General features: G+C 73.6%; 20 protein-coding genes and 1 pseudogene. 11 read left to right on the forward strand and 10 right to left on the reverse strand.

What is annotated here, in order from left to right; translation table 11 throughout:
- The first annotated feature begins 21 nt into the window (after positions 1–21).
- From ACFY0D_RS03405 to ACFY0D_RS03415, 3 genes are all read left to right on the forward strand, one after another.
- Positions 22–984 carry an electron transfer flavoprotein subunit alpha/FixB family protein gene (locus ACFY0D_RS03405; RefSeq protein WP_351160722.1) on the forward strand — a complete coding sequence of 321 codons (963 nt, stop codon included), beginning with the start codon at positions 22–24 and terminating at the stop codon, positions 982–984.
- A 295-nt stretch (positions 985–1,279) separates the two neighbouring features.
- Positions 1,280–2,803, forward strand: coding sequence for a serine/threonine-protein kinase (locus ACFY0D_RS03410; RefSeq protein ID WP_390796720.1), 1,524 nt, complete (start codon positions 1,280–1,282; stop codon positions 2,801–2,803).
- 184 nt (positions 2,804–2,987) lie between these two features.
- Positions 2,988–4,286 (forward strand): DUF6986 family protein, encoded by a 1,299-nt coding sequence (locus tag ACFY0D_RS03415; protein ID WP_390796721.1) that lies wholly within the window; start codon positions 2,988–2,990, stop codon positions 4,284–4,286.
- A 7-nt stretch (positions 4,287–4,293) separates the two neighbouring features.
- Here the strand turns inward: ACFY0D_RS03415 and ACFY0D_RS03420 are convergent, their stop codons facing one another.
- Positions 4,294–4,662 carry a WD40 repeat domain-containing protein gene (locus tag ACFY0D_RS03420; protein WP_390796722.1) on the reverse strand — a complete coding sequence of 123 codons (369 nt, stop codon included), beginning with the start codon at positions 4,660–4,662 and terminating at the stop codon, positions 4,294–4,296.
- An 894-nt stretch (positions 4,663–5,556) separates the two neighbouring features.
- On the reverse strand, positions 5,557–6,543 hold the full coding sequence (locus tag ACFY0D_RS03425) for a LacI family DNA-binding transcriptional regulator (RefSeq protein ID WP_351160767.1): 987 nt from the start codon (positions 6,541–6,543) through the stop codon (positions 5,557–5,559).
- Positions 6,544–6,732: 189 nt separating this feature from the next.
- Between ACFY0D_RS03425 and ACFY0D_RS03430 the strand changes: the two genes are divergently transcribed.
- Positions 6,733–7,770 carry an NUDIX domain-containing protein gene (locus ACFY0D_RS03430; RefSeq protein ID WP_390796723.1) on the forward strand — a complete coding sequence of 346 codons (1,038 nt, stop codon included), beginning with the start codon at positions 6,733–6,735 and terminating at the stop codon, positions 7,768–7,770.
- Between the two features lie 25 nt (positions 7,771–7,795).
- Here ACFY0D_RS03430 and ACFY0D_RS03435 read toward each other — a convergent pair.
- From ACFY0D_RS03435 to ACFY0D_RS03445, 3 genes and pseudogenes are all read right to left on the reverse strand, one after another.
- Positions 7,796–8,194 (reverse strand): annotated as a pseudogene (locus tag ACFY0D_RS03435) (TetR family transcriptional regulator C-terminal domain-containing protein); the annotation flags it as partial.
- A gap of 63 nt (positions 8,195–8,257) precedes the next feature.
- The gene (locus tag ACFY0D_RS03440) at positions 8,258–8,971 is read right to left on the reverse strand and encodes an MBL fold metallo-hydrolase (RefSeq protein WP_390796724.1); all 714 of its coding nucleotides are present in this window, start codon (positions 8,969–8,971) and stop codon (positions 8,258–8,260) included.
- A gap of 119 nt (positions 8,972–9,090) precedes the next feature.
- The gene (locus tag ACFY0D_RS03445) at positions 9,091–10,455 is read right to left on the reverse strand and encodes a dipeptidase (RefSeq protein ID WP_390796725.1); all 1,365 of its coding nucleotides are present in this window, start codon (positions 10,453–10,455) and stop codon (positions 9,091–9,093) included.
- 181 nt (positions 10,456–10,636) lie between these two features.
- On the opposite strand from ACFY0D_RS03445, the gene ACFY0D_RS03450 reads away from it, so the two are divergent.
- Both ACFY0D_RS03450 and ACFY0D_RS03455 read left to right on the forward strand, forming a co-directional pair.
- Positions 10,637–12,037: a geranylgeranyl reductase family protein gene (locus ACFY0D_RS03450; protein WP_390796726.1), complete on the forward strand. Its 1,401-nt coding sequence runs from the start codon at positions 10,637–10,639 to the stop codon at positions 12,035–12,037.
- A 172-nt stretch (positions 12,038–12,209) separates the two neighbouring features.
- Positions 12,210–12,635, forward strand: coding sequence for a hypothetical protein (locus ACFY0D_RS03455; protein WP_390796727.1), 426 nt, complete (start codon positions 12,210–12,212; stop codon positions 12,633–12,635).
- On the opposite strand, the gene ACFY0D_RS03460 is transcribed toward ACFY0D_RS03455, so the two are convergent.
- Positions 12,619–13,077 (reverse strand): nitroreductase/quinone reductase family protein, encoded by a 459-nt coding sequence (locus tag ACFY0D_RS03460; protein WP_390796728.1) that lies wholly within the window; start codon positions 13,075–13,077, stop codon positions 12,619–12,621. The genes ACFY0D_RS03455 and ACFY0D_RS03460 overlap by 17 nt on opposite strands.
- A gap of 157 nt (positions 13,078–13,234) precedes the next feature.
- Between ACFY0D_RS03460 and ACFY0D_RS03465 the strand changes: the two genes are divergently transcribed.
- From ACFY0D_RS03465 to ACFY0D_RS03475, 3 genes are all read left to right on the forward strand, one after another.
- Positions 13,235–13,933: a TetR/AcrR family transcriptional regulator gene (locus ACFY0D_RS03465; RefSeq protein WP_390796729.1), complete on the forward strand. Its 699-nt coding sequence runs from the start codon at positions 13,235–13,237 to the stop codon at positions 13,931–13,933.
- A 241-nt stretch (positions 13,934–14,174) separates the two neighbouring features.
- Entirely contained in the window at positions 14,175–15,122 is a 948-nt protein-coding gene (locus ACFY0D_RS03470) for a spherulation-specific family 4 protein (RefSeq protein WP_390796730.1), read from the forward strand.
- A gap of 34 nt (positions 15,123–15,156) precedes the next feature.
- Positions 15,157–15,561: a hypothetical protein gene (locus tag ACFY0D_RS03475; RefSeq protein ID WP_390796731.1), complete on the forward strand. Its 405-nt coding sequence runs from the start codon at positions 15,157–15,159 to the stop codon at positions 15,559–15,561.
- Between the two features lie 6 nt (positions 15,562–15,567).
- On the opposite strand, the gene ACFY0D_RS03480 is transcribed toward ACFY0D_RS03475, so the two are convergent.
- The 4 genes from ACFY0D_RS03480 to ACFY0D_RS03495 all read right to left on the reverse strand — a co-directional run bounded on the left by ACFY0D_RS03480 (position 15,568) and on the right by ACFY0D_RS03495 (position 18,051).
- Positions 15,568–16,371 (reverse strand): SDR family oxidoreductase, encoded by an 804-nt coding sequence (locus ACFY0D_RS03480; protein ID WP_390796732.1) that lies wholly within the window; start codon positions 16,369–16,371, stop codon positions 15,568–15,570.
- 57 nt (positions 16,372–16,428) lie between these two features.
- Entirely contained in the window at positions 16,429–16,908 is a 480-nt protein-coding gene (locus tag ACFY0D_RS03485) for a hypothetical protein (RefSeq protein ID WP_390796733.1), read from the reverse strand.
- Between the two features lie 82 nt (positions 16,909–16,990).
- On the reverse strand, positions 16,991–17,242 hold the full coding sequence (locus tag ACFY0D_RS03490; protein ID WP_373042299.1) for a DUF6332 family protein: 252 nt from the start codon (positions 17,240–17,242) through the stop codon (positions 16,991–16,993).
- Between the two features lie 65 nt (positions 17,243–17,307).
- Positions 17,308–18,051 (reverse strand): maleylpyruvate isomerase family mycothiol-dependent enzyme, encoded by a 744-nt coding sequence (locus ACFY0D_RS03495; protein ID WP_390796734.1) that lies wholly within the window; start codon positions 18,049–18,051, stop codon positions 17,308–17,310.
- A 39-nt stretch (positions 18,052–18,090) separates the two neighbouring features.
- Here ACFY0D_RS03495 and ACFY0D_RS03500 point away from each other — a divergent pair, with 39 nt between their 5' ends.
- Complete coding sequence (locus ACFY0D_RS03500) at positions 18,091–18,762, forward strand: alpha-ketoglutarate-dependent dioxygenase AlkB family protein (protein ID WP_390796735.1); 672 nt, start codon at positions 18,091–18,093, stop codon at positions 18,760–18,762.
- Between the two features lie 43 nt (positions 18,763–18,805).
- Positions 18,806–20,074, forward strand: a complete 1,269-nt coding sequence (locus ACFY0D_RS03505; protein ID WP_351160682.1) for an ROK family protein — start codon at positions 18,806–18,808, stop codon at positions 20,072–20,074.
- Positions 20,075–20,219 lie beyond the last annotated feature (145 nt).

The following is a 20,219-nucleotide window of genomic DNA, read 5'->3' on the forward strand; positions in this document are numbered from 1 at the left end:
CAATCGCAGGAGAGCAGTCCCATGGCTGAAGTTCTCGTCTACGTCGACCACGTGGACGGTGCCGTCCGCAAGCCCACCCTTGAGCTGCTGACGCTGGCCCGCCGCATCGGCGAGCCCGTCGCCGTCGCCCTGGGCGCCGGTGCCGACGCCACCGCCGCTGTGCTCGCCGAGCACGGCGCGGTCAAGGTCCTCACCGCCGACGCCCCCGAGTTCACCGAGTACCTCGTGGTACCGAAGGTGGACGCCCTCCAGGCCGCGTACGAGGCCGTTTCCCCGGCCGCCGTGCTCGTCCCGTCCTCCGCCGAGGGCAAGGAGATCGCCGCGCGCCTGGCCGTCCGTATCGGCTCGGGCATCATCACCGACGCCATCGACCTGGAGGCGGGTGACGAGGGTCCGGTCGCGACGCAGTCCGCCTTCGCCGCGTCGTTCACCACCAAGTCCCGCGTCTCCAAGGGCACTCCGGTCATCACCGTGAAGCCGAACTCGGCCCCGGTCGAGGCCGCTCCGGCCGCCGGCGCGGTCGAGGCGCTCGCCGTCACCTTCGGCGCCCTGGCCACCGGCACCAAGGTCACCGGTCGCACCCCCCGCGAGTCGACCGGCCGCCCCGAGCTGACCGAGGCCGCGATCGTCGTCTCCGGCGGCCGTGGCGTCAACGGTGCCGAGAACTTCCACATCATCGAGGACCTCGCGGACTCCCTCGGTGCGGCCGTCGGCGCCTCGCGTGCCGCCGTGGACGCCGGCTGGTACCCGCACTCCAACCAGGTCGGCCAGACCGGCAAGTCGGTCTCCCCGCAGCTGTACATCGCCTCCGGTATCTCGGGCGCGATCCAGCACCGGGCCGGCATGCAGACCTCGAAGACCATCGTGGCCGTCAACAAGGACGCCGAGGCCCCGATCTTCGACCTCGTCGACTACGGCGTCGTCGGCGACCTCTTCGCCGTCGTCCCGCAGCTCACGGACGAGATCAAGGCGCGCAAGGGCTAGTCGCCCCGACCCCGGGACGACGACGCGACGCGTACCGGGTGCACGAACGAGCGAGGGCCTTCCGGGGCCGGTGGGGACGGCGACGTCCACACCGGACCGGGAGGCCCTCGTCGTCTTCGTGCCCTCCTTGTCCCCGGGGCGGGGGACCTCTCCTCCAACCCATCTCGTGCGGTCGCGGGAGGGGCGTAGGCTGCGATCGGCCCGGGGAGGGCTAGGGGGTGTCGTGTCGACCGGGCCCGCGAGCCCGGCCTGATCGACACGACACCCCCCAGGGAGCGGGGAGGGAGTTCTTCCGATGCGGGGCGCGTTACTGGAGGGGCGTTACCGGCTGGAGCGCAGGCTCGGGGCCGGTGGGATGGGCGAGGTGTGGCAGGCCCGGGACCTGCGGCTCGACCGGGAGGTCGCGGTCAAGGTGATCTCCCGGGGCGTGGCCGGTGACCACCTCCTGGAGGAGCGGTTCCGCAAGGAGGCCCGCACGGCCGCGGGCCTGACCCATCCCCGGATCGTGACCGTCCACGACCACGGCGAGGTCGAGGTCGACGGCAGCCCGGTGCTCTTCCTCGTGATGGAGCTGGTGCGGGGGCGGCCCCTGACCGCCGTGCTGCGCGACCACCGCTCGGGTGTGGACCCCGCCGCCGTGGTCCGGTGGGCGGTCCAGATCTGCGAGGGCCTGGCCGCGGCACACCGGGCCGGTGTGGTTCACCGGGACATCAAGCCGGCCAACATCATGGTCCACGGGCCCGCCGAGGCCGACGTCACCATCTGCGACTTCGGTATCGCCCGCCTCGCGGAGGAGACCGGGACCGGTCTGACGGCCACCGGCGCGGCCATCGGCACGCCGACCTACATGTCCCCGGAACAGGCGCGCGGCGACCGTCGCATCGACGGCCGCAGCGACCTGTACTCCCTCGGCTGCATGCTGTACGAACTGCTGGCCGGCCGGCCGCCGTTCACCGGCTCCGGGCTGTCGGTGCTCTCGCAGCACCTCACCGGTGAGCCCGCCCCGATCAGGGACCTCCGGCCCGCGGTGCCCGAGGAACTGGAACGGCTGGTGCTGGAGCTGCTGGCCAAGGAGCCCGCGGCGCGACCGGCCGATGCGCAGCAGGTGATCGACCGGTTGCGCAAGGGGGCGACCGGCGCCCGCTCCCGGTCCCGCTCCCGGACGGTGACCGATCCGGCGCCCCGGCGCGACACCGAGACCGCCCTGGGAACCGATCCGCCTCCGGCGGCCCCCGCTGCGCGCGCCGGGACCCGCCACCCGATTCCGGCTTCGTCGGTACCCGGTACCCGGCCGCGGCTCCTGTGGGGCTCGCTGCTCGCCGCCGCCGGGGTGTACACCCAGCTCGTCGTCCTCGGCGAATGGGGCTCGCTGACCCTCCGGGCGCTCGGTGCCGCACTGCTCGCCTGCCTGCTGGCGTTCTTCGTCTCCAGGAGTTCCGCCGACGTGACCGACGAGGACAGCCGGGGGGTCGCGGCGGCGCTGACGGCCGGTGTCCTCATCGGTGTGCTGCTGCTGTTCTGGCCGCCGGCCCCGTGGTGGGCGGGGGTGCTGGTCCTGCTCCTGTCGGGGTTCGTGCTGCTGTTCCTGTCCCACTTCGTCCGAGGGCTGGTCGGCGCGGTGACCCGGCGGGACCCCTGGGTGGCCTGGCTCGGCACGGAGGCCGGGCTCTTCAACGCGGTGGTGTTCGCCGGCATCCTGGCGGCCGACGGCAGGGCCGTCTACGCGGCGGTGGGCTGGGGGCTGGCGGTGTGGCCGGCCGCAGCCCTCGTCACGGCCGTCTCCGTTCCCCGCCTGCAGGAGGCGCAGGCCCCGGCCTGATCCGGCTCCGTAGCTGCTGACCTGCGTACTCTTCGACTCCGGGGCTGTGTGGTGTTTGTCACCACGTGGCCCCCGAGTCGTTTGTCCAGGACGGCGGGGGGACCATTGACGGAGCGGAACCCCGTGACTAAATTCTGCTATGCGGATCTAAGCTTCCGTGAAGCGGAAAAGAGGAGAGTGCACGATGGGTCAGCAGGAGAAGGTGGCAACGAGCCTCGCAGGCGCGGTCAGCGAGGGCATCAGCGCCTCCCTCGCGCCGGTGGACGCGGAACTCGCGCGCCACTACCCGGGCGACCCCGGCACCCGGCAGCCCATCCACACGGTCTACGTACCCGGTGACGTCTTCGCCGCCGACACCATCCGCTCCTGGGGTGACCAGGCCCTCGCCGCCCTCGACGAGCACGCCCCGGACGCCGCCACCTTTGCCAAGGTGCTCGGCATCTCCGACGAGCTGGCCGTACCCGTTTACGACCGCGTCCGCGCCAAGCTGCTCAGCGAGCCCGTCGAGGACCTGCGCGTCGACTTCGAGGACGGCTTCGGCGTCCGCTCCGACGAGGAGGAGGACCAGGCCGCGGCCCGCGCCGCCCGCCTGATCTCCGAGGCGTACTCCAACGGCACCAACGCCCCGTACATGGGCATCCGCATGAAGTGCATGGAGTCCAACGTCCGCGACCGCGGCATCCGCACCACGGACATCTTCCTCTCCGGCCTGCTCGCCCACGGCGGCCTGCCGGAGAACCTGGTCCTGACCCTCCCCAAGGTCACCTACGCCGAGCAGGTCACCGCCTTCGTCAAGCTGCTGGAGGCCTTCGAGACCACCCGCGGCCTGCGCCCGGGCCGGATCGGCTTCGAGATCCAGATCGAGACCAGCCAGTCCATCCTCGCCTCCGACGGCACCGCGACCGTCGCCCGGATGATCGAGGCCTCCCAGGGCCGCGCCACCGGCCTGCACTACGGCACCTTCGACTACAGCGCCTGCGTCGGCGTGTCCGCCGCGTACCAGTCGAGCGACCACCCCGCCGCCGACCACGCGAAGGCGATCATGCAGGTCGCGGCCGCCGGCACCGGGGTACGGGTCTCCGACGGCTCGACCAACGTCCTGCCGATCGGCACCACCGAGCACGTCCACGAGGCCTGGAAGCTCCACTACGGCCTGACCCGGCGCGCCCTGGCCCGCGCCTACTACCAGGGCTGGGACATGCACCCGGCGCACCTGCCGACCCGGTACGCGGCCGTCTTCACCTTCTACCGCGAGGGCCTGGAGACCGCCGCCGCGCGCCTGAAGGCGTACGTCGCCAAGATCGAGGGCGACGTGATGGACGAGCCGGCCACCGCCAAGGCCCTGGCCGGCTACCTGGTCCGCGGGCTCGACTGCGGCGCGGTGGGCACCGACGAGGTCACCGCCCTCACCGGCCTGACCCGCGCGGAACTGGACGCCTTCGCCATCCCGCGCCGCTCGGCGACACTGACGGCGACCAGCTGATCCCGGCTCACGGCGTGAGCGGCCCGGCCCCGGACCACGGGGGCCGGGCCGCCGCCGTGTGCGGGCCCGGCAGCATCCAGAACCGCAGGGTGCCGTCCTCCCCGGCGGAGGCGAGGTCGTTGCCGGGGCCGGCGTGGGCGTCGACGGCCCGGGCTTCGACGGGGTGATCGCCGCCCGCGTCCCACAGGCGTACGGTTCCCTGATCATCGGCGGTGGCCAGCAGTGCGCTGTCCGGGGAGAACCGCACGGCCCTGACCGGGGTCCGGTGCCCGTTCAGTACCGGACCGACCTTCCCGGCGGCGTCCGGACGGCAGATCTCGACCCTGTCGTGCACGGCCACGGCCGGCATCCGGCCGTCGGGGGTGTACGCGAGCACGTCGATGGCGCTGCCGCAGGGCAGCGACGGGGACCCACCGGGGTGAGGCTTTCGGCCTCCCCGAGCTGCACCGCGCCCTGGAGGCCCTCCGCCCCGACCGCCAGCCCGGGGCCGGCCGGCGAGAAGGCGAACGTGAAAGGGGACGCGTCGGTCCTGATCTCGCCCGCGGGGCGACTGTCGGCGGGGTCCCACAACTGCACCGTCCCGTCCTCGCCCATGACGGCGAGGAGGCCGGGGGCGGGGGAGAGCGTGACCCCGATGTTGCTGCGCGCGCAGGTCAGTACGTGGGTCCTCGTGTACGCCTCGGACGAGGACGGCCCGGGCGGCGGGGACGGCGGGCCGGAGGCTACCGCTTCGGCGGGAGGCTGGCCCTGCGGGGCCCGGACGCCGCGCTCCCGGACCGGACCGGCGCGGGCGGCTGCTGAGCGGCGAGAGCCCGCCAGGGCTGCCGGCAGGGGTTCAACGCGGGGGACGTGTGGGAAGGGACGGCGGTCGGGCGGCCGCCCGCCCACCCCGGTCTTCACCGCACGCGAACCCGGCTCCCGGTACGAGGGACTGCCCCGCTCGATGCGCAGACGGCGCAAGTCCGCCGCGAAGCGGCCCAGTTCGTACCCGAAGGCGCTCTGCCCGTCCGTCCGGCTCCCCGAACCGTGCGGAACGCCAGGCCGATGGGCCGCCCGCCACCGGGTCCCGAACGTCACCGATCGGTCGCGGACACCGCCGTCCGATCAAGGGAGGCCGGTGGATGTCGCCGAGCCGCGGATCCGTTCGGCCGAGGCGGGGCCGGGCCCGGGGCCTGTTCCCATCGAGGCATGTCCACGCCTTCGGGCGTCGACGCGCCCTTCGTGACTCCGCACGCCGCCGTCGTGCTGCGCGGCCTGATCCGGTGAAGGGTCAGCCGGCCGGGGGGAGTTCGCCCGAGCCGCGGGGGATCAGCCGGGTCGGGAGTTCGATGCGGGTCGGGGTCAGGTCCGCGCCCGCGAGGCGCTGGAACAGGCGGTCCGTGGCCACCCGGCCCAGGGCCGCCGGGTCCTGGGCGACCACCGTCACGCCGGGGCGGAGCAGATCGGCCAGCTCGAAGTCGTCGAAGCCGACCAGCGCCACCGGCCGGCCGTACGCCGCGAGGACCCGTACGACGGTCACCGTCACCCGGTTGTTGCCCGCGAAGACGGCGGTCACCGGGTCCGGGCCCGTGAGCATCGCCCCGGCCGCCGCCGCGACCCGTGCCGGGGCCGTGGACCCGAGCGAGATCCAGGATTCCGCCACCGGCAGGCCCGCGTCCGTCATCGCCGCGCGGTAGCCGCGCAGGCGCTCCGCCACCGTGTGGATGCGCGGCTGGTCGCCGATGAAACCGATCCGGCGGTGGCCGCCCGCGATCAGGTGGGCCACCCCGCCCCGGGCACCGCCGAAGCTGTCCGACAGCACCACGTCCGCGTCGATCCGTCCGGCCGGGCGGTCCACGAACACCGTGGACACACCGGCCCGCATCTCCGGCTCCAGGTAGCGGTGGTCGTCCCCGGCCGGGATCACGATCAGCCCGTCCACCCGGCGGGCGCACAGCGCGAGCGCCAACTCCCGCTCCCGGTCCGGATCCTCGGCGCTGGAGCCGTTGATGAGCAGCGCCCCGTGCGCGCGGGCCACCTCCTCCACCGCCCGGTTCAGCGGACCGTAGAAGGGATCGGCGAGGTCCTCCAGGACCAGGCCCACAGTGGCGGTACGGCCCTTGCGCAGCACGCGGGCACTGTCGTTGCGGCGGAAGCCGAGGGCCTCGATGGCTTGCTGGACCCGTCGTTCGGTCTCGGGGGTCACCCCTGGCTCACCGTTGACCACGCGCGACACCGTCTTCAGGCCGACGCCCGCCTGGGACGCCACGTCCTTCATGGTCGGCCGGTTGCCGTAGCGGGGCTCGGACGGGCGGCGGTTGTGGGGCACGGTGGCGAATCCTCCGGGGCTCACGTGCAGGGCTGTGACCTTGAGGATAAGCACTGGGCCGATCGTGAGGTTTTCGTGGCAGGCTGGGGCGGGCAAGCCACTGGGGGCTCCGGACGAGCCATGGGGAAAGGGGTAGACGTGATTGTCTGGATCAACGGCACATTCAGCGCCGGAAAGACCAGCACGGCCCGCGAACTGACCGGAATCCTGCCGGACAGCACCCTGTTCGACCCGGAGTTCGTCGGCGACGCGCTGCGCATGCTGCTGCCGGCCAAACGACTGGCGGAGGTCACCGACTACCAGGACCTCCCGAGCTGGCGGCGGTTGGTGGTGGACACGGCCGCGGCGATGCTCGCCGAACTGGGCGGGGTGCTCGTCGTACCGATGACGCTGCTGCGCCAGGAGTACCGGGACGAGATCTTCGGCGGGCTGGCGGCTCGGCGGATCCCGGTGCGGCATGTGTTGCTGGCTCCTGAGGAAACGATCCTTCGGGAGCGGATCGCCACACGGCAGGAACTCGGGGAACCCGCGGAGGTCGAGCTCCGGGTCCGGCAGTGGGCGTACGACCACATCCCGGTCTACCAGCAGGCCCTCGGCTGGCTGGCCGGCGACGCGCACGTCATCGACAACGGGGTGCTGACCCCGCGGGAGACGGCGGAGCGCGTCGCCGAGGCCGTCCGCTCGGAGACGGCGAAGGTCTGCGACATCGTGCAGACCCCGGAGCCCACCCGGGAGACGGTGGCGGCCGGGGTGCTGCTCTTCGACGAGCAGGACCGGGTGCTGCTGGTGGATCCGACGTACAAGGCGGGCTGGGAGTTCCCGGGCGGGGTCGTCGAAGCGGGCGAGGCACCCGCGGCCGCGGGCGTACGGGAGGTCGCGGAGGAACTGGGCGTCGTACTGGAACGGGCGCCCGGGCTGCTGGTGGTCGACTGGGAGCCGCCCCAGCCGCCCGGCTACGGCGGGCTGCGCCTGCTCTTCGACGGCGGCCACCTCTCGGACGAGGCGGCGGCCCGGCTCCGGCTGCCCGGCCCGGAACTGCGGGCCTGGCGCTTCGTCACGGAGGCCGAGGCCGCCGACCTGCTCCCGCAGCACCGCCACGAACGCCTGCGCTGGGCCCTGCGCGCCCGCGAACGCGGCCGCCCCCTCTACCTGGAGGCAGGCGTCCCCACCGGCTGATCCGCCCGCCCGCCCGCCCCGCCGGACGCAGGGCGACGGCGACCAGGCCTTCGAGGGCCTCGCGCGGCACGTCGCCACCGTTGACCAGCCGGTCGAAGGCCAGTCCGTCGATGCAGGTCAGCAGGGTGTGGGTGCGGCCCTCGACGTCCGTCGCGCGCACGCCGTGCCCGGCGAGGAAGAGCCGAACGGCTCCGCGTCCGGCGTTCGCGCGCGGTACGAGGATCTCGCGCAGCTCCGGGTCGCGCTCGCTCTCCACGGTGCAGGCGTACCGGGCGGGCGAGCGGCGGCGGCTCTCCCCGGTGAGCCGGCGACGGGTGAGCAGCGCCATGCCGTCCACCGGTTCCCCGGCGGTGCGCAGGAGGGAGAACTGCTCGCCCGTCGCCTGCGGTTCCGCCTGATCGAGGTGGCCACGCCCGGGAACCACCGAGGCTGTGCTGACCCGCGGGAGCCGCCGCGAGCGTGCGGGCGGCCCCAGGGGGGGCGGGCCTCAGCCGGAAGCGGCCGCCTCCTGGGCCGCCTCCTGCGCCGCCTTGGCGAGGGCCTCCGCCGTGTTCTCCGTCAGCGGATCGCCGTGGCCGAAGCAGGCGGTCGAAGGGGCGAGCGCGGCCAGGCGCCGGAAGGTCTCGATCGCCCGGGCGCGGTCCACGTTGAAGACGCCCGGCATCAGCGGGCCCACGGCCGCGACGCAGTCACCCGTGAACAGCACGCCGTGGCGCGGAAGGTGGATGCCGATGCTGCCGTCCGTATGGCCCGGGGCGTGCACCACGTACGCCCCGTCCCCGAAGCCCAGCGCCTCCCCGTCCTCCAGCTCGTGGTCGACCCGGGTGGGCGGGGCCTCGGGGACCGTCAGGCCGTGCGCGTACAGCGGGACCTCCCAGTCCAGCAGCACCGGTTCGGGCACGGGCAGCTCGCCCCGGATCACCGGTGCGTCCAGACGGTGCGCCAGCACCCGCGCGCCCCGGCGGGCGGCGAGCTCACCCGCCGCCCCGACGTGGTCGCGGTGGCAGTGGGTGAGGACGATCCGCTCCAGCCGCTCGGGCGCCAGCCCGAGGGAACGTATCGCCTCCTCGATCCCGTCGGCGGACCCGGCATGGCCCGCGTCGATCAGGGTGAGGGATTCCCCGTCCTGCCAGAGGTAGGCCTGGCCGATGGGGAAGCGGAGCATGTGGAGCCGGTTCGGGAGCACTTTGACAAGATCCATACGGCCAACGTACGGACGGCGGGGCCCCGTTCGGCGCCGAGTTCGCCGGGAGCGCAGTAAGCCCAGGGCGCACTGCGCCCTGGGCTTACACGCTGCGGCCGACACCGCCCCCGCGGGGGTCAGGCGCGCTTGGACTCCGCGTAGTTGACGAGGAAGAGGGCCTCCGCCACCGACAGGCGCTCCAGCTCCTGCGGCGACACGCTCTCGTTGACCGCGTGGATCTGCGCCTCCGGCTCGCTCAGACCGATCAGCAGCATCTCCGCGTCCGGGTAGAGGGAGGTCAGCGTGTTGCACAGCGGGATCGACCCGCCCATGCCGCTGATCTGCATCTCCTGGCCGGGGTAGGCGGCCTCCAGGGCCGTGCGCATCGACGCGTACGCCGGGCTGTCGGTGTCCGCCTGGAACGGCTGGCCCTGGCCGACGACCTCGAGTTCGAGGCGCGCCTTCCACGGGGTGTGCGCCTCCAGGTGGGCCTGCAGCAGCTTGACGGCCGCAGAGGTGTCCACGCCCGGCGGCACCCGCAGGCTGATCAGGGCGCCGGCGCTGGCGTGCACCGACGGCGTCGCGCCGACCACCGGCGGGCAGTCGATGCCGAGGACCGTGACGGCCGGGCGGGCCCACAGCCGGTCCGCGATCGTGCCCTCGCCGATGAGCTCGACACCGTCCAGGACCCTCGCGTCGGCGCGGAAGTCCGCCTCCGGGTACTGCAGACCGTCCCACACCTCGTCCGAGGCCAGCCCGTCCACGGTCGTCGAACCGTCCGCCGCGCGCAGCGAGTCGAGTACGCGGATCAGCGCGGCCAGCGCGTCGGGGGCGGCGCCGCCGAACATGCCCGAGTGCAGGTTGCCGCCCAGCGTGTCGATCTTCACCTTGACCAGGCACATGCCGCGCAGGGTGGCCGTCACCGTAGGCAGGCCGAGGCGGAAGTTGCCCGCGTCGCCGATGACGATGGTGTCGGCGGTCAGCAGCTCCGGGTGCGCCTCGGCGTACTGCTGGAGGCCGCCGGTGCCCTGCTCCTCCGAGCCCTCGACGATCACCTTCACGCTCACCGGCACACCGCCGTTGGCCTTCAGCGCGCGCAGCGCCAGCAGGTGCATGATGAACCCGCCCTTGCAGTCGGCCGCGCCGCGCCCGTACCAGCGGCCGTCGCGCTCGGTCAGCTCGAAGGCGGGGGAGGTCCAGGCCGCGTCGTCGAGCGGCGGCTGGACGTCGTAGTGCGCGTAGAGCAGCACGGTCGGCGCGCCCTCGGGGCCGGGCAGGAAACCGTAGACCGACTGGGTGCCGTCGGGGGTGTCGAGCAGCGCCACGTCCTGGAAACCCTCGACGCGCAGGGCGTCGGCCACCCAGTTCGCGGCGGCCTCGCTCTCGCTCTGGGGGAACTGCGCCCAGTCCGCCACCGACTGGAAGGCCACCAGCTCGGTCAGCTCCTGCTTGGCGCGGGGCATCAGCGAGGCGATGGTCTCGGCGATCGGATTCTGGGACATGGGCACGCTCCTTTTGGGTGCGACGTTGTTCTCCGTGTACGCCGCCCGCATCCGCGGGGTGTGCGTATGCCGGGTACGGCGAAAGACAGTCTTGATCCTCGCACAGCGGGACCGGGCGGTGTCTCGCCGTAGGATTTCCCCGGCATCGGAGCAACCGGGTGATCAGGAGCGGCAACACATCGTGAGCAGCGACGACGACGTACGCGACGCAGACGCAGGCGAGGGCGCGGGCATGGACGCAGGAGCGGGCATGGAAGCGGACGCAGACGCAGACGCAGACGCAGGCGCAGGCGTGGGCACGGGCACGGGGCGGGACGCCCAGCGGGCGACGAGCGACGAGGCGGGCGGCGAGGCGGCCGGGGAGACCGGGGAGACCGGCGAGGTGTGGGACGTGGTCGTGGTCGGGGCGGGACCTGCCGGGTCCTCGGCCGCGTACGCGGCGGCGTCGGCCGGGCGGCGCGTTCTGCTGCTGGAGAAGGCCGAACTGCCCCGCTACAAGACCTGTGGCGGCGGCATCATCGGCCCCTCGCGCGACGCCCTGCCCCCGGGCTTCGTGCTGCCCTTCAAGGACCGCATCCATGCGGTCACCTTCTCGATGGACGGGAAGCTGACCCGCACGCGGCGCTCGAAGCACATGCTGTTCGGGCTCATCAACCGCCCGGAGTTCGACGCCGGCCTGGTCGCCGAGGCGGAGAAGGCCGGCGCCACCGTCCGTACGGGTACGGCCGTGGCCCGCGTCGAACAGCACGGGGCGGCCGTTCCCGACCGGCGCACCGTCGCCGTGGTGCTCGCCGACGGGGAGACCGTGCTGGCCCGCGCGGTGGTCGGCGCGGACGGCAGCGCGAGCCGGATCGGCGCGCACGTCGGGGTGGAGATGGACCAGGTGGACCTGGGCCTGGAGGCGGAGATCCCCGTCCCCGAGACGGTCGCGGAGGACTGGAAGGGACGGGTGCTGATCGACTGGGGCCCGCTGCCCGGCAGTTACGGCTGGGTCTTCCCCAAGGGCGACACCCTGACCGTCGGGGTCATCTCGGCCAAGGGCGAGGGCGCCGCGACCAAGCGCTACCTGGACGACTTCATCGCCCGGCTCGGACTCGCCGGCTTCGAACCGGCCGTCTCCTCCGGGCACCTGACCCGCTGCCGCAAGCCCGATTCGCCGCTCTCGCGCGGCCGGGTGCTGGTGGCGGGCGACGCGGCCGGACTGCTGGAGCCGTGGACCCGGGAGGGCATCTCCTTCGCGCTGCGCTCCGGTCGGCTGGCGGGGGAGTGGGCGGTGAAGATCTCCGAGGCGCAGGACGCGGTGGACGCGCGCCGCCAGGCCCTCAACTACGCCTTCGCGGTGAAGGCCGGGCTGGGCGTGGAGATGGGGGTCGGCAAACGAATGCTGAACCTCTTCGAGGTCCGGCCGCGGATGCTGCACGCGGCGATCACCGGCTTCGGTCCGGCGTGGCGGGCGTTCGCCCGGATCACGCGGGGCTCGACGACGCTGGCCGACCTGGTGCGTACGTACCCGCTCGCCCGCAAGGCGCTGCACATGATGGACGCCCGGCAGGCGGCGGCCCGCGGCGGCGGCCAGGGCTAGTGCTGTGACCGGCAAGGTTTGCCGGGTCACGACGCCCGGTACGGCGCCTCATCCCCCAGACTCCGTCCGGAGGGACCCCCAGGTTGTCGGACCGGGCAAGTACGCCCCGTACGAGCCGCGGCCCTCCGCCTTGCGATGTTTCCCCCAGGCCCTGCGGGCCTGGGGAGACCCCATGCGCCGGACGCACAACCCGGCAAACCTTTCCGGTCACAGCACCAGGTCGAAAGAGACGGCCGGCCTGGCTCCTGTCGTGCGCGGGGGCGGCGGAGGTACGACCGGCGGGGCGGCCTCGGGCCGTGCCGGCGGTCCCGACCGGCGGGGCGGCCCGCATCTCCTCGCGGTGGCGGCGGTGATCGGGCTCGGCCTCGACCACGCCGACCCCGAGGCCGGGCTCCCCGTGGTCGGGAGGGTGTGGGAGCCGGCCGACCGGGAGGTCCGCCGACAGGGGTCATCGCCCTGGCGCACGTCGCGCGGCTCCACGGCACGGTGGACCGGCGCTGTCCGGCACTGCTGCGTCGTCGCCCACCGGGGCCACGAGGCCGACGACGACCTGTGGTCCACGGGGCCGGCCGGACCCCGGGTCAGCCGGACACTGTGATCCGGAAGACCGGGTGGTCGCCGGCGGCCGCCTGCAGTTCGGCGTCGGAGGACTTGGCGGTGACCCCCTGGAAGAACCGGTTGACCTCCCAGCCCCACTTCTCCAGGTAGGTGCGCAGGATGTCGGCCTTCTGCACCGGGTCGGTGATCTCGGTGACGGTGAACGCGCGCACCTTGCGCCCCACGCGCAGCTCGCCGCCGCCCGCCACCCGCATGTTGCGGACCCACTGGGAGTGGCCGCGGGCCGAGACCAGGTACTGGGCGCCCTCGTAGGTGTGCGGGTTGACCGGGATCCGCTGCATCGCGCCGGACTTGCGGCCGCGTACGGAGAGCTCGGCGCTGCCCGCCAGGCTGATGCCGAAGCGGGCCAGCTTGCCGAAGAGCGCGTTGAAGCGGGTTTCGAACGGGGTCGCCTGGACGTAGTACGGGGTGGGCGCGTTCATGGTGACCTCCGGGGCCGCTTTCTTCATTGAGAGAGCACTGCTCTCGCTTGAGAGCAGTGTGCACGGATCGGTGCGCCAAAACAAGAGCACTGCTCTCGAAATGGAGCGGCAATCCGTTTCCTGGGCAGTGCTCCGTTCGCGTGGCAGACTGACCCGCATGAACACCGTGCGAGGGGCCAGGGAACGGGCCCGCATCGAGGTCACCGCCGCCATCAAGGACGAAGCGCGCCGCATGCTCGCGGCCGAGGGCGCCGCCAAACTCTCCCTGCGCGCCGTCGCCCGCGAGCTGGGCATGGTCTCCTCCGCCCTCTACCGATACTTCCCCAGCCGGGACGAACTGCTCACTGCCCTCATCATCGACGCGTACGACAGCGTCGGCGCGGCCGCCGAGGCGGCCGACGCCCACGCCCGCGCCGCCGGGGCCCCGCCCCGCGCCCGCTGGATCGCGGTCTGCGAGGCCGTCCGCTCCTGGGCGCTGGAGCACCCGCACGAATACGCCCTCATCTACGGTTCCCCGGTTCCCGGCTACAGCGCCCCCATCGACACCGTGGGTCCGGCCTCCCGCGTCGCCAACACCTTCATCGGCATCCTCCGCACCGCTTACGAGGGCCCCGGCCTCGCCCTCCCGCCGCTGCCGCCCGCCCTGCGCCCCGAGGCCGACCGGATGACGGCCGACTTCGCCGTGGGCCTGCCCCCGGCGGTCACCGCCGCTCTCGTCGCCTCCTGGGCCCAGCTGGTCGGGCTGGTCTCCTTCGAACTGTTCGGCCAGTTCAACCGGGTCGTCGAGGACCGCGCCGCCTTCTTCGCGCACGCCGCCGGCCAGCTCGCGCACGGGGTCGGACTGCCGGCCGTATGACGGGCGGGCGGCGGCGCGGACCGTTGTGGACGCCCGGGAGGCCCGGGAGGCCCAAGAGGTCCGGGAGGGCTGGGACGCCCAAGACGCCCAAGAGGTCCTGGAGATCCATGAGATTTCACATGATGAGGGGACGGCTCGCTCTTCTGTTCCTCATACGAATGCGGGCGGTTCAGCCTTGAACGATGGGCCGCCCGTCTAGTGTTCCTCGGGTCGACCCCCTGCCTCCGCCGAAGGAACGTTCATGCCTCGCGCCGTGAAGGCCTTGTACGCCGCCCTGGTCGCCGCCTTATTGGCCGCATCGGCGCCCGCCATCATCGCCGCGGCACGTGACGCTCCCCAGCAGGCCGGCCCGCCGGCGCCCAACCCGCCCCCCACCCCCCGGATGCCTGGGGTGCGGGGCCTGGAGATCGCCGTCCCCGCGTACGTCTGGGCGAACGACCCCATGCTGACCGACCTCACCGCCACCGCTCCGGCCCCCTCGGTGGTCGTGCTGAACCCGGGCAACGGCGACTCCCCGTTCGACGGCCCCTGGCGCGCCCGCGCCGACGCGCTGCGCACCCGTACCACCTCCACCGGCGAGAAGACCCGGGTGCTCGGCTACGTCCACACCGACCACGGAAACCGCGACATCGCCGCGGCCAAGGCCTCCGTCGACAACTACCTCAAGACCCCCGACGGCCGCCTCCACGTCGACGGCATCTTCTTCGACGTCGTCAGCCGCGACTGCGGCCCCGCCAACGCCACCCGCGACTACTACGCCGAGCTGCGCCGCTACGTCCAGGACGCGATGGACGCCGCCGACCCGGCCGCCCCCGACCTCGTCGTCAACAACCCCGGCACCGCCATAGCCGACTGCTACCTGGAGCCGGGCCACCGCACCGCGGACATCTTCGTCACGTTCGAGGACACGTACGCCGCGTACACCGGTGCCGGCTGGCTCGGCGGCAACGTCTTCGACCACCTCTCCGGCTACCGCTCCGGCGCCGAACTCGACCCGAGCGGCACCGCGTTCTGGCACCTGGTCCACGACGTCCCCGACCCCGCGGCGATGCGCGCCACCCTGCGCACGGCCTTCGGCCGCGGCGCGGGCTACGCCTACGCGACCAGCACGGTCATGCCCAACCCCTGGAACGCGGGCCCGACATGGAAGTACCGCACCCAGACCACGTACGCGGCCACCCTCGGCTGAGGGCCGTCACCGGCCCTCTGCGATTCTTCCTTCCATGTCCGCACGAAACCGACGGCTGCCGCGCCACCGCGCCTGGCCACTGACCACCACCGACATCAACGACTGTCTCGGCGCCCATCTGGACCGCGTCACGGAACTCCGGTTCCTCACCGGGCACAACAGCGGGACGATCGTCCTGGGAGCCGCGTGGGTCGCTCCGGAGTCCCGCACCTACGGGCGCGGCATCCACCCGGACATGGTCGGCTTCCGCATCGACGTCCACCCCGTCGACGCCACCGAGCGTGCCGCCACCCGGGCCCTTCTCCAGGCGTACGCCCTCCCGCAACTGCACGCATGGATCACGCAGGCCATTGCCGCCGACGAGACCTGGCGGCAGGCCCCCCACCGCCACTACTGGCGGCTCACCGACGGCCGACTCACCCACCGCGACGAAGCCTGAAGCGCATCAGGCCCGGCCCAGGCCGCCGTCGCTCCGGAGGAGCTGGGCGTTGATCCAGCCCCCCTCGGCGGAGCAGAGGAACGTGACGAGACGCGCGCAGTCCTGCGGCACACCGAGGCGTCCCAGGGGAGTCGAACGGATCAGGTCCGCCTTCTGCTCCTCGCCCATCCACCCGGTGTCGGTCGGCCCGGGATCGATCGCGTTGCAGGTCACTCCCAGGTGGGCGAGCTCGTGGGCGGCGGCCGTCGTGATCCGGTCCAGCGCGCCTTTGCTCGCCCCGTACGGCAGGTTGCCGGCGGTGTGGTCGCTGGTCAGGCTGACGATCCGCCCGCTGCCGTGCCGCCCGCGGAACCGCAGCCCGTACTCCCGGATCAGCAGCCAGGTGGCCCGCGCATTGACCGCGAAGTGCAGGTCGAAACTCTCCACCGTGGTGTCCAGCAGGCCCGAATCGACCGACTCGCAATGGCAGAGCACCAGCGCGGTGACGTTCCCCAGCGCCTCCTCGACGCTGTCGAAGAGCCGCGCCGGCACGGCCGGGTCGCTCAGGTCCGCTTCGACCGCGTGCGTTCTCGCCCCCAAGGACGTCACCTCGGTCCGCAGCCCCTCGGGCGCGCCCGACTCCATGCCCCACCGCATCCGCGCGTCGTACGGGGTCCAGTAGGTGAAGGCCACGTCCCACCCGGCCCGGGCCAGGTTCAGCACGACGGACGCCGCGATCCCCGCCGAACGTCCCGCCCCCGTGACCAAGGCGAGCGGGCGCCCCGCCTCGTCCGTGCCCTGCCGACTCCCCGCGCGCGTCTCACCGGTCATGCCCGTCATCCTGGCGGGCCGACCCGAGCGCGGCACCCGAATTTCGCGGGTGCCGCGTCAGCGGTAGTCGTCGGGGTGCCCTTGCATCCAGGTGTTGATCCTGTCGCGGGTGTCGATCAGCAACGCCTTGTGCTTCTCCAGGTTCGCCGTGCTCCGGTCGCCGGCGAGTTCCCCGTCGAGCTTCGCGATCAGGGCGATCGGCTCGGGGAAGTGGCCGGGGCCCTTCGGGTCGGCCTTCATCGCACGGTCCATGCCGTGGAGTTCGTCGTCGAGCCGGCCGAGCACGTATGCGCAGTTGCCCGGAACGCACGAATCGTCGAGCGTCGCCTGGAGTCTTGCGAAGGCGTTCCGGACCTTGTCAGGCTGGTTGGCGGGGGGTATCGGCTCACCGGTCGGCGAGGGGGCCGACGGGCTCGGATCCGACGGGCCCAGCGCGCCTCCGTCCGGGGGCGCCGACAGGGCGGGCGGCGCGGCCGGCTCCAGGTCGCAGGAGACCGTGAAGCCCGCCAGCGCCACCGCGAGAAGCGCCGTACCCACCGCCGTTGAACCGAACCGCATCGCGTACCCCCGTGATCGTCGAGGGCCCGAGCCTACCGAGGCCACCTCGCCGTGCCCATGGTCAGCGCCCGTCGTTCTCCGGACGGCGGGCGAATCCGAGCAGCACGTGGGTGACCCGGAGCAGGAACACGGCCGCCGCCAGGATCACGCCCGCCACGGCCAGGGTGCGGCGCGTCGACGGGGGGAGGGAGAACGCGAGCGCGGGCCCGTACACCGCGCCGAAGGCGAGGGCGGCCGCGAAGCAGGCACTGACGAAGGCGTAACCGATCTCGATGGTGATCGCGTCCCGGTCCGCCTGCGTACGTCGCTCCATGCATGGAGTGTCACAGCGCGCACTGCCCGTCACAAGCCCCCCTGCCGCGCCCGGCGTCGGCCGGGTCAGATTCCGGCCGTGTCCGTCCACAGCCGGGCCAGTGCCAGGTCGCCCGTCACCCCCGGACCCGCCAGCGGGGTCCGGTTCCAGAGGGCCTCGTACAGCCAGGCCGCCTCGCCGGTCAGTTCGCAGTCGGCCGCCTCGCCCGTGTCGCCCCGCACCGTACGGGCCGGCTCCGCCGACAGGTGTACGGTCCACACCGCGCCCGTGTCGGCGGCCCGCACCCGCACCACCTTGGGCTCGGCGGTCCGCACCCGGCTGCGCGGCCGGGCGTGGAAGCCCGTCAGCAGCTCGTCCACCCCGTCCTCCGCGAACTCCGGCTCCACCGCGGAGAAGACCACGCCGAGCGCCGCCTCCGCGTCCATCCGGTGCACGGTGGTCTCGTGCGCCTGCCGCCGGGCCCAGAACGCCACCGGCGAGGGCGGGGCCGTCGGCAGGAAGGTCCAGCACTGCACATCGGCCGGCGCCTCGTTCAAGGTCCGTACCAGGTCCGCGTGGCCCTCCCGGAACCAGGCCAGCAGCTCGCCTCCGACCAGCTCCGGCGCGTCCGGGAAGCCCACCGGCTCCAGCCGCCGCTCCGCGACGTACGCGGTGGCCCAGCGGTGCACGGAGCCGGTGTGCCGCAGCAGGTCGGTGACGCGCCACCCCGGGCAGGTGGGGACCGCGGATTCCGTACCGGCGCGTTCGGCCACCTCGGCGAGCAGCTCGCCTTCGAGGGCGAGGGTCTTCACATGTTCGGTGATCTCCATAGCGTGAGTCCTATCAGCCCGCCCGCGACAATGGACACCATGGACGGGGAACTCTTCCCGCGCGAGCGGACCGTGATCGCCCCCGGCGCCGTGCACGTGCCGGACTGGCTCGGGGCGGGGCGCCAGGGCGAGTTGCTGGCGGCCTGCCGTGCGTGGGCCCGGCCGCCCGCCGGCCTGCGCACCGTACGCACCCCGGGCGGCGGGGTGATGACCGCCCGCCAGGTGTGCCTCGGTCTGCACTGGTACCCGTACGGATACGCGCGCACCGCCGTCGACGGCGACGGGGCACCGGTCAAGCCGATGCCGCCATGGCTCGCCGAGCTGGGGCGGGAGGCGGTGGCCGCGGCGTACGGGGACCCGCCCGGGCCGGAACCCGCGCCGGAGCCCGGGGCGGCCTACGACATCGCGCTGATCAACTTCTACGCCGGCGACTCCCGCATGGGCATGCACCGCGACGCCGAGGAGAGGTCCACCGCGCCGGTGGTCTCGCTCAGCCTCGGCGACACCTGTGTCTTCCGCTTCGGGAACACCGCCTCGCGCGGGCGCCCGTACCAGGACGTCGAGCTGCGCAGCGGGGATCTCTTCGTCTTCGGGGAGGCGAGCCGACTGGCCTATCACGGGGTGCCGAAGGTCCTGCCGGGCACGGGCCCGCGGGAGCTCGGGCTGACCGGGCGGCTGAACATCACACTCCGGGTCGGCGGGCTGGGCTGAGCGGCGGCACCCGGCGCCCTCCGATCATGCGAGGATCGTTGCCATGAACGGCAACGGGGCCCCGCCGCGGGTGGGGGATGCGACCACGTCATCCGCGTCCGGTGCGGCTGCGCGGACCAGGCTGGAACGGGGTCGCGGCGCGCTCGGGCCGGCGCTGGAGCTCGTCCACACCGGCCGGGCCCCGACCCGCGCCGTGCTGACGGCCGAACTCGGGGTCACCCGCGCCACCGCCGGAGCGGTCGCCGCCGAGCTGGAGGCCCTCGGGCTGATCCGCGTCGATTCCCGCCCGGGCGGAGCCGGAGGGACCGGCGGAGCCCAGGGCCGCCCGTCGCACCGGCTCTCGGTGGCCGAGGACGGCCCGGTGGCGCTGGCCGCCCAGGTGCACTCGGACGGCTTCCGCGCCGCCCTGGTCGGCCTCGGCGGCCGCATCGTGGCCACCGCCCCCGGCAAGGTCACCGTCTCCGCCGATCCGGCGCAGGTGCTCGGCGCGGTCGTGGAGGCGGGCGCGGAGCTGCTCGCGCAGAGCGGCCGCCGCTGCGTCGGCGCGGGTCTCGCGGTCCCCTCGGCGGTCGCGGAGCCGGACGGTACGGCGCTGAACCCGCTGCACCTGGCCTGGCCGGCCGGCTCTCCCGTACGGGCCATCTTCGCGGAGTGCGTGAAGGCGGCCGGGATCGACGGCCCCGCCCTGACCGGCAACGACGTCAACCTCGCGGCCCTGGCCGAGCACCGGCACGGCGCGGGACGCAGCGCCCAGCACCTGCTGTGCGTGGCCACCGGGCACCGCGGGGTCGGCGGGGCGCTGGTGCTGGACGGCCGCCTGCACAGCGGGAGTTCGGGCCTGGCCCTGGAGGTCGGCCACCTCACCGTGAACCCCGAGGGACGGGCCTGCCACTGCGGCAGCCGCGGCTGCCTGGACGTGGAGGCGGACCCGCTGGCCTTCCTCACCGCGGCGGGCCGCAGCCCCGGCCCCGAGGTGTCGCTGCTCCAGCAGGCCCGAGACCTGCTGCGCGACGAGCCCGCGGAACCGGCGGTACGGGCGGCCACGGAGGAGCTGATCGACCGGCTCGGGCTCGGCCTCGCGGGCCTGGTGAACATCCTCAACCCGGACCGGATCATCCTGGGCGGGCTGCACCGGGAGCTGCTGCACGCCGACCCGGAGCGGCTGCGCGCGGTGGTCGCGGACCGCAGCCTGTGGGGACGCAGCGGCGGGGTGCCGATCCTGCCGTGCACCCTGGACCACAACAGCCTGGTCGGCGCGGCGGAGCTGGCGTGGCAGCCGGTGCTCGACGACCCGCTGGGAGCCCTGGCCTGAGCGGGAGCCCTGGCCCGAGCGCGAGCCCTGGCCTGAGCGCGAGCCCTGGCCCGAGCGGGATCCGGCCGGATCAGGCCGATCCTGCCGGGCCAGGTCGTCCCCGGCCGGCCCCGGCCGTCCCCGGCCGCTCCCGCGGATCGGGCCT

Source organism: Streptomyces sp. NPDC001502 (genome assembly GCF_042894785.1).
Lineage (GTDB): Bacteria > Actinomycetota > Actinomycetes > Streptomycetales > Streptomycetaceae > Streptomyces > Streptomyces kutzneri.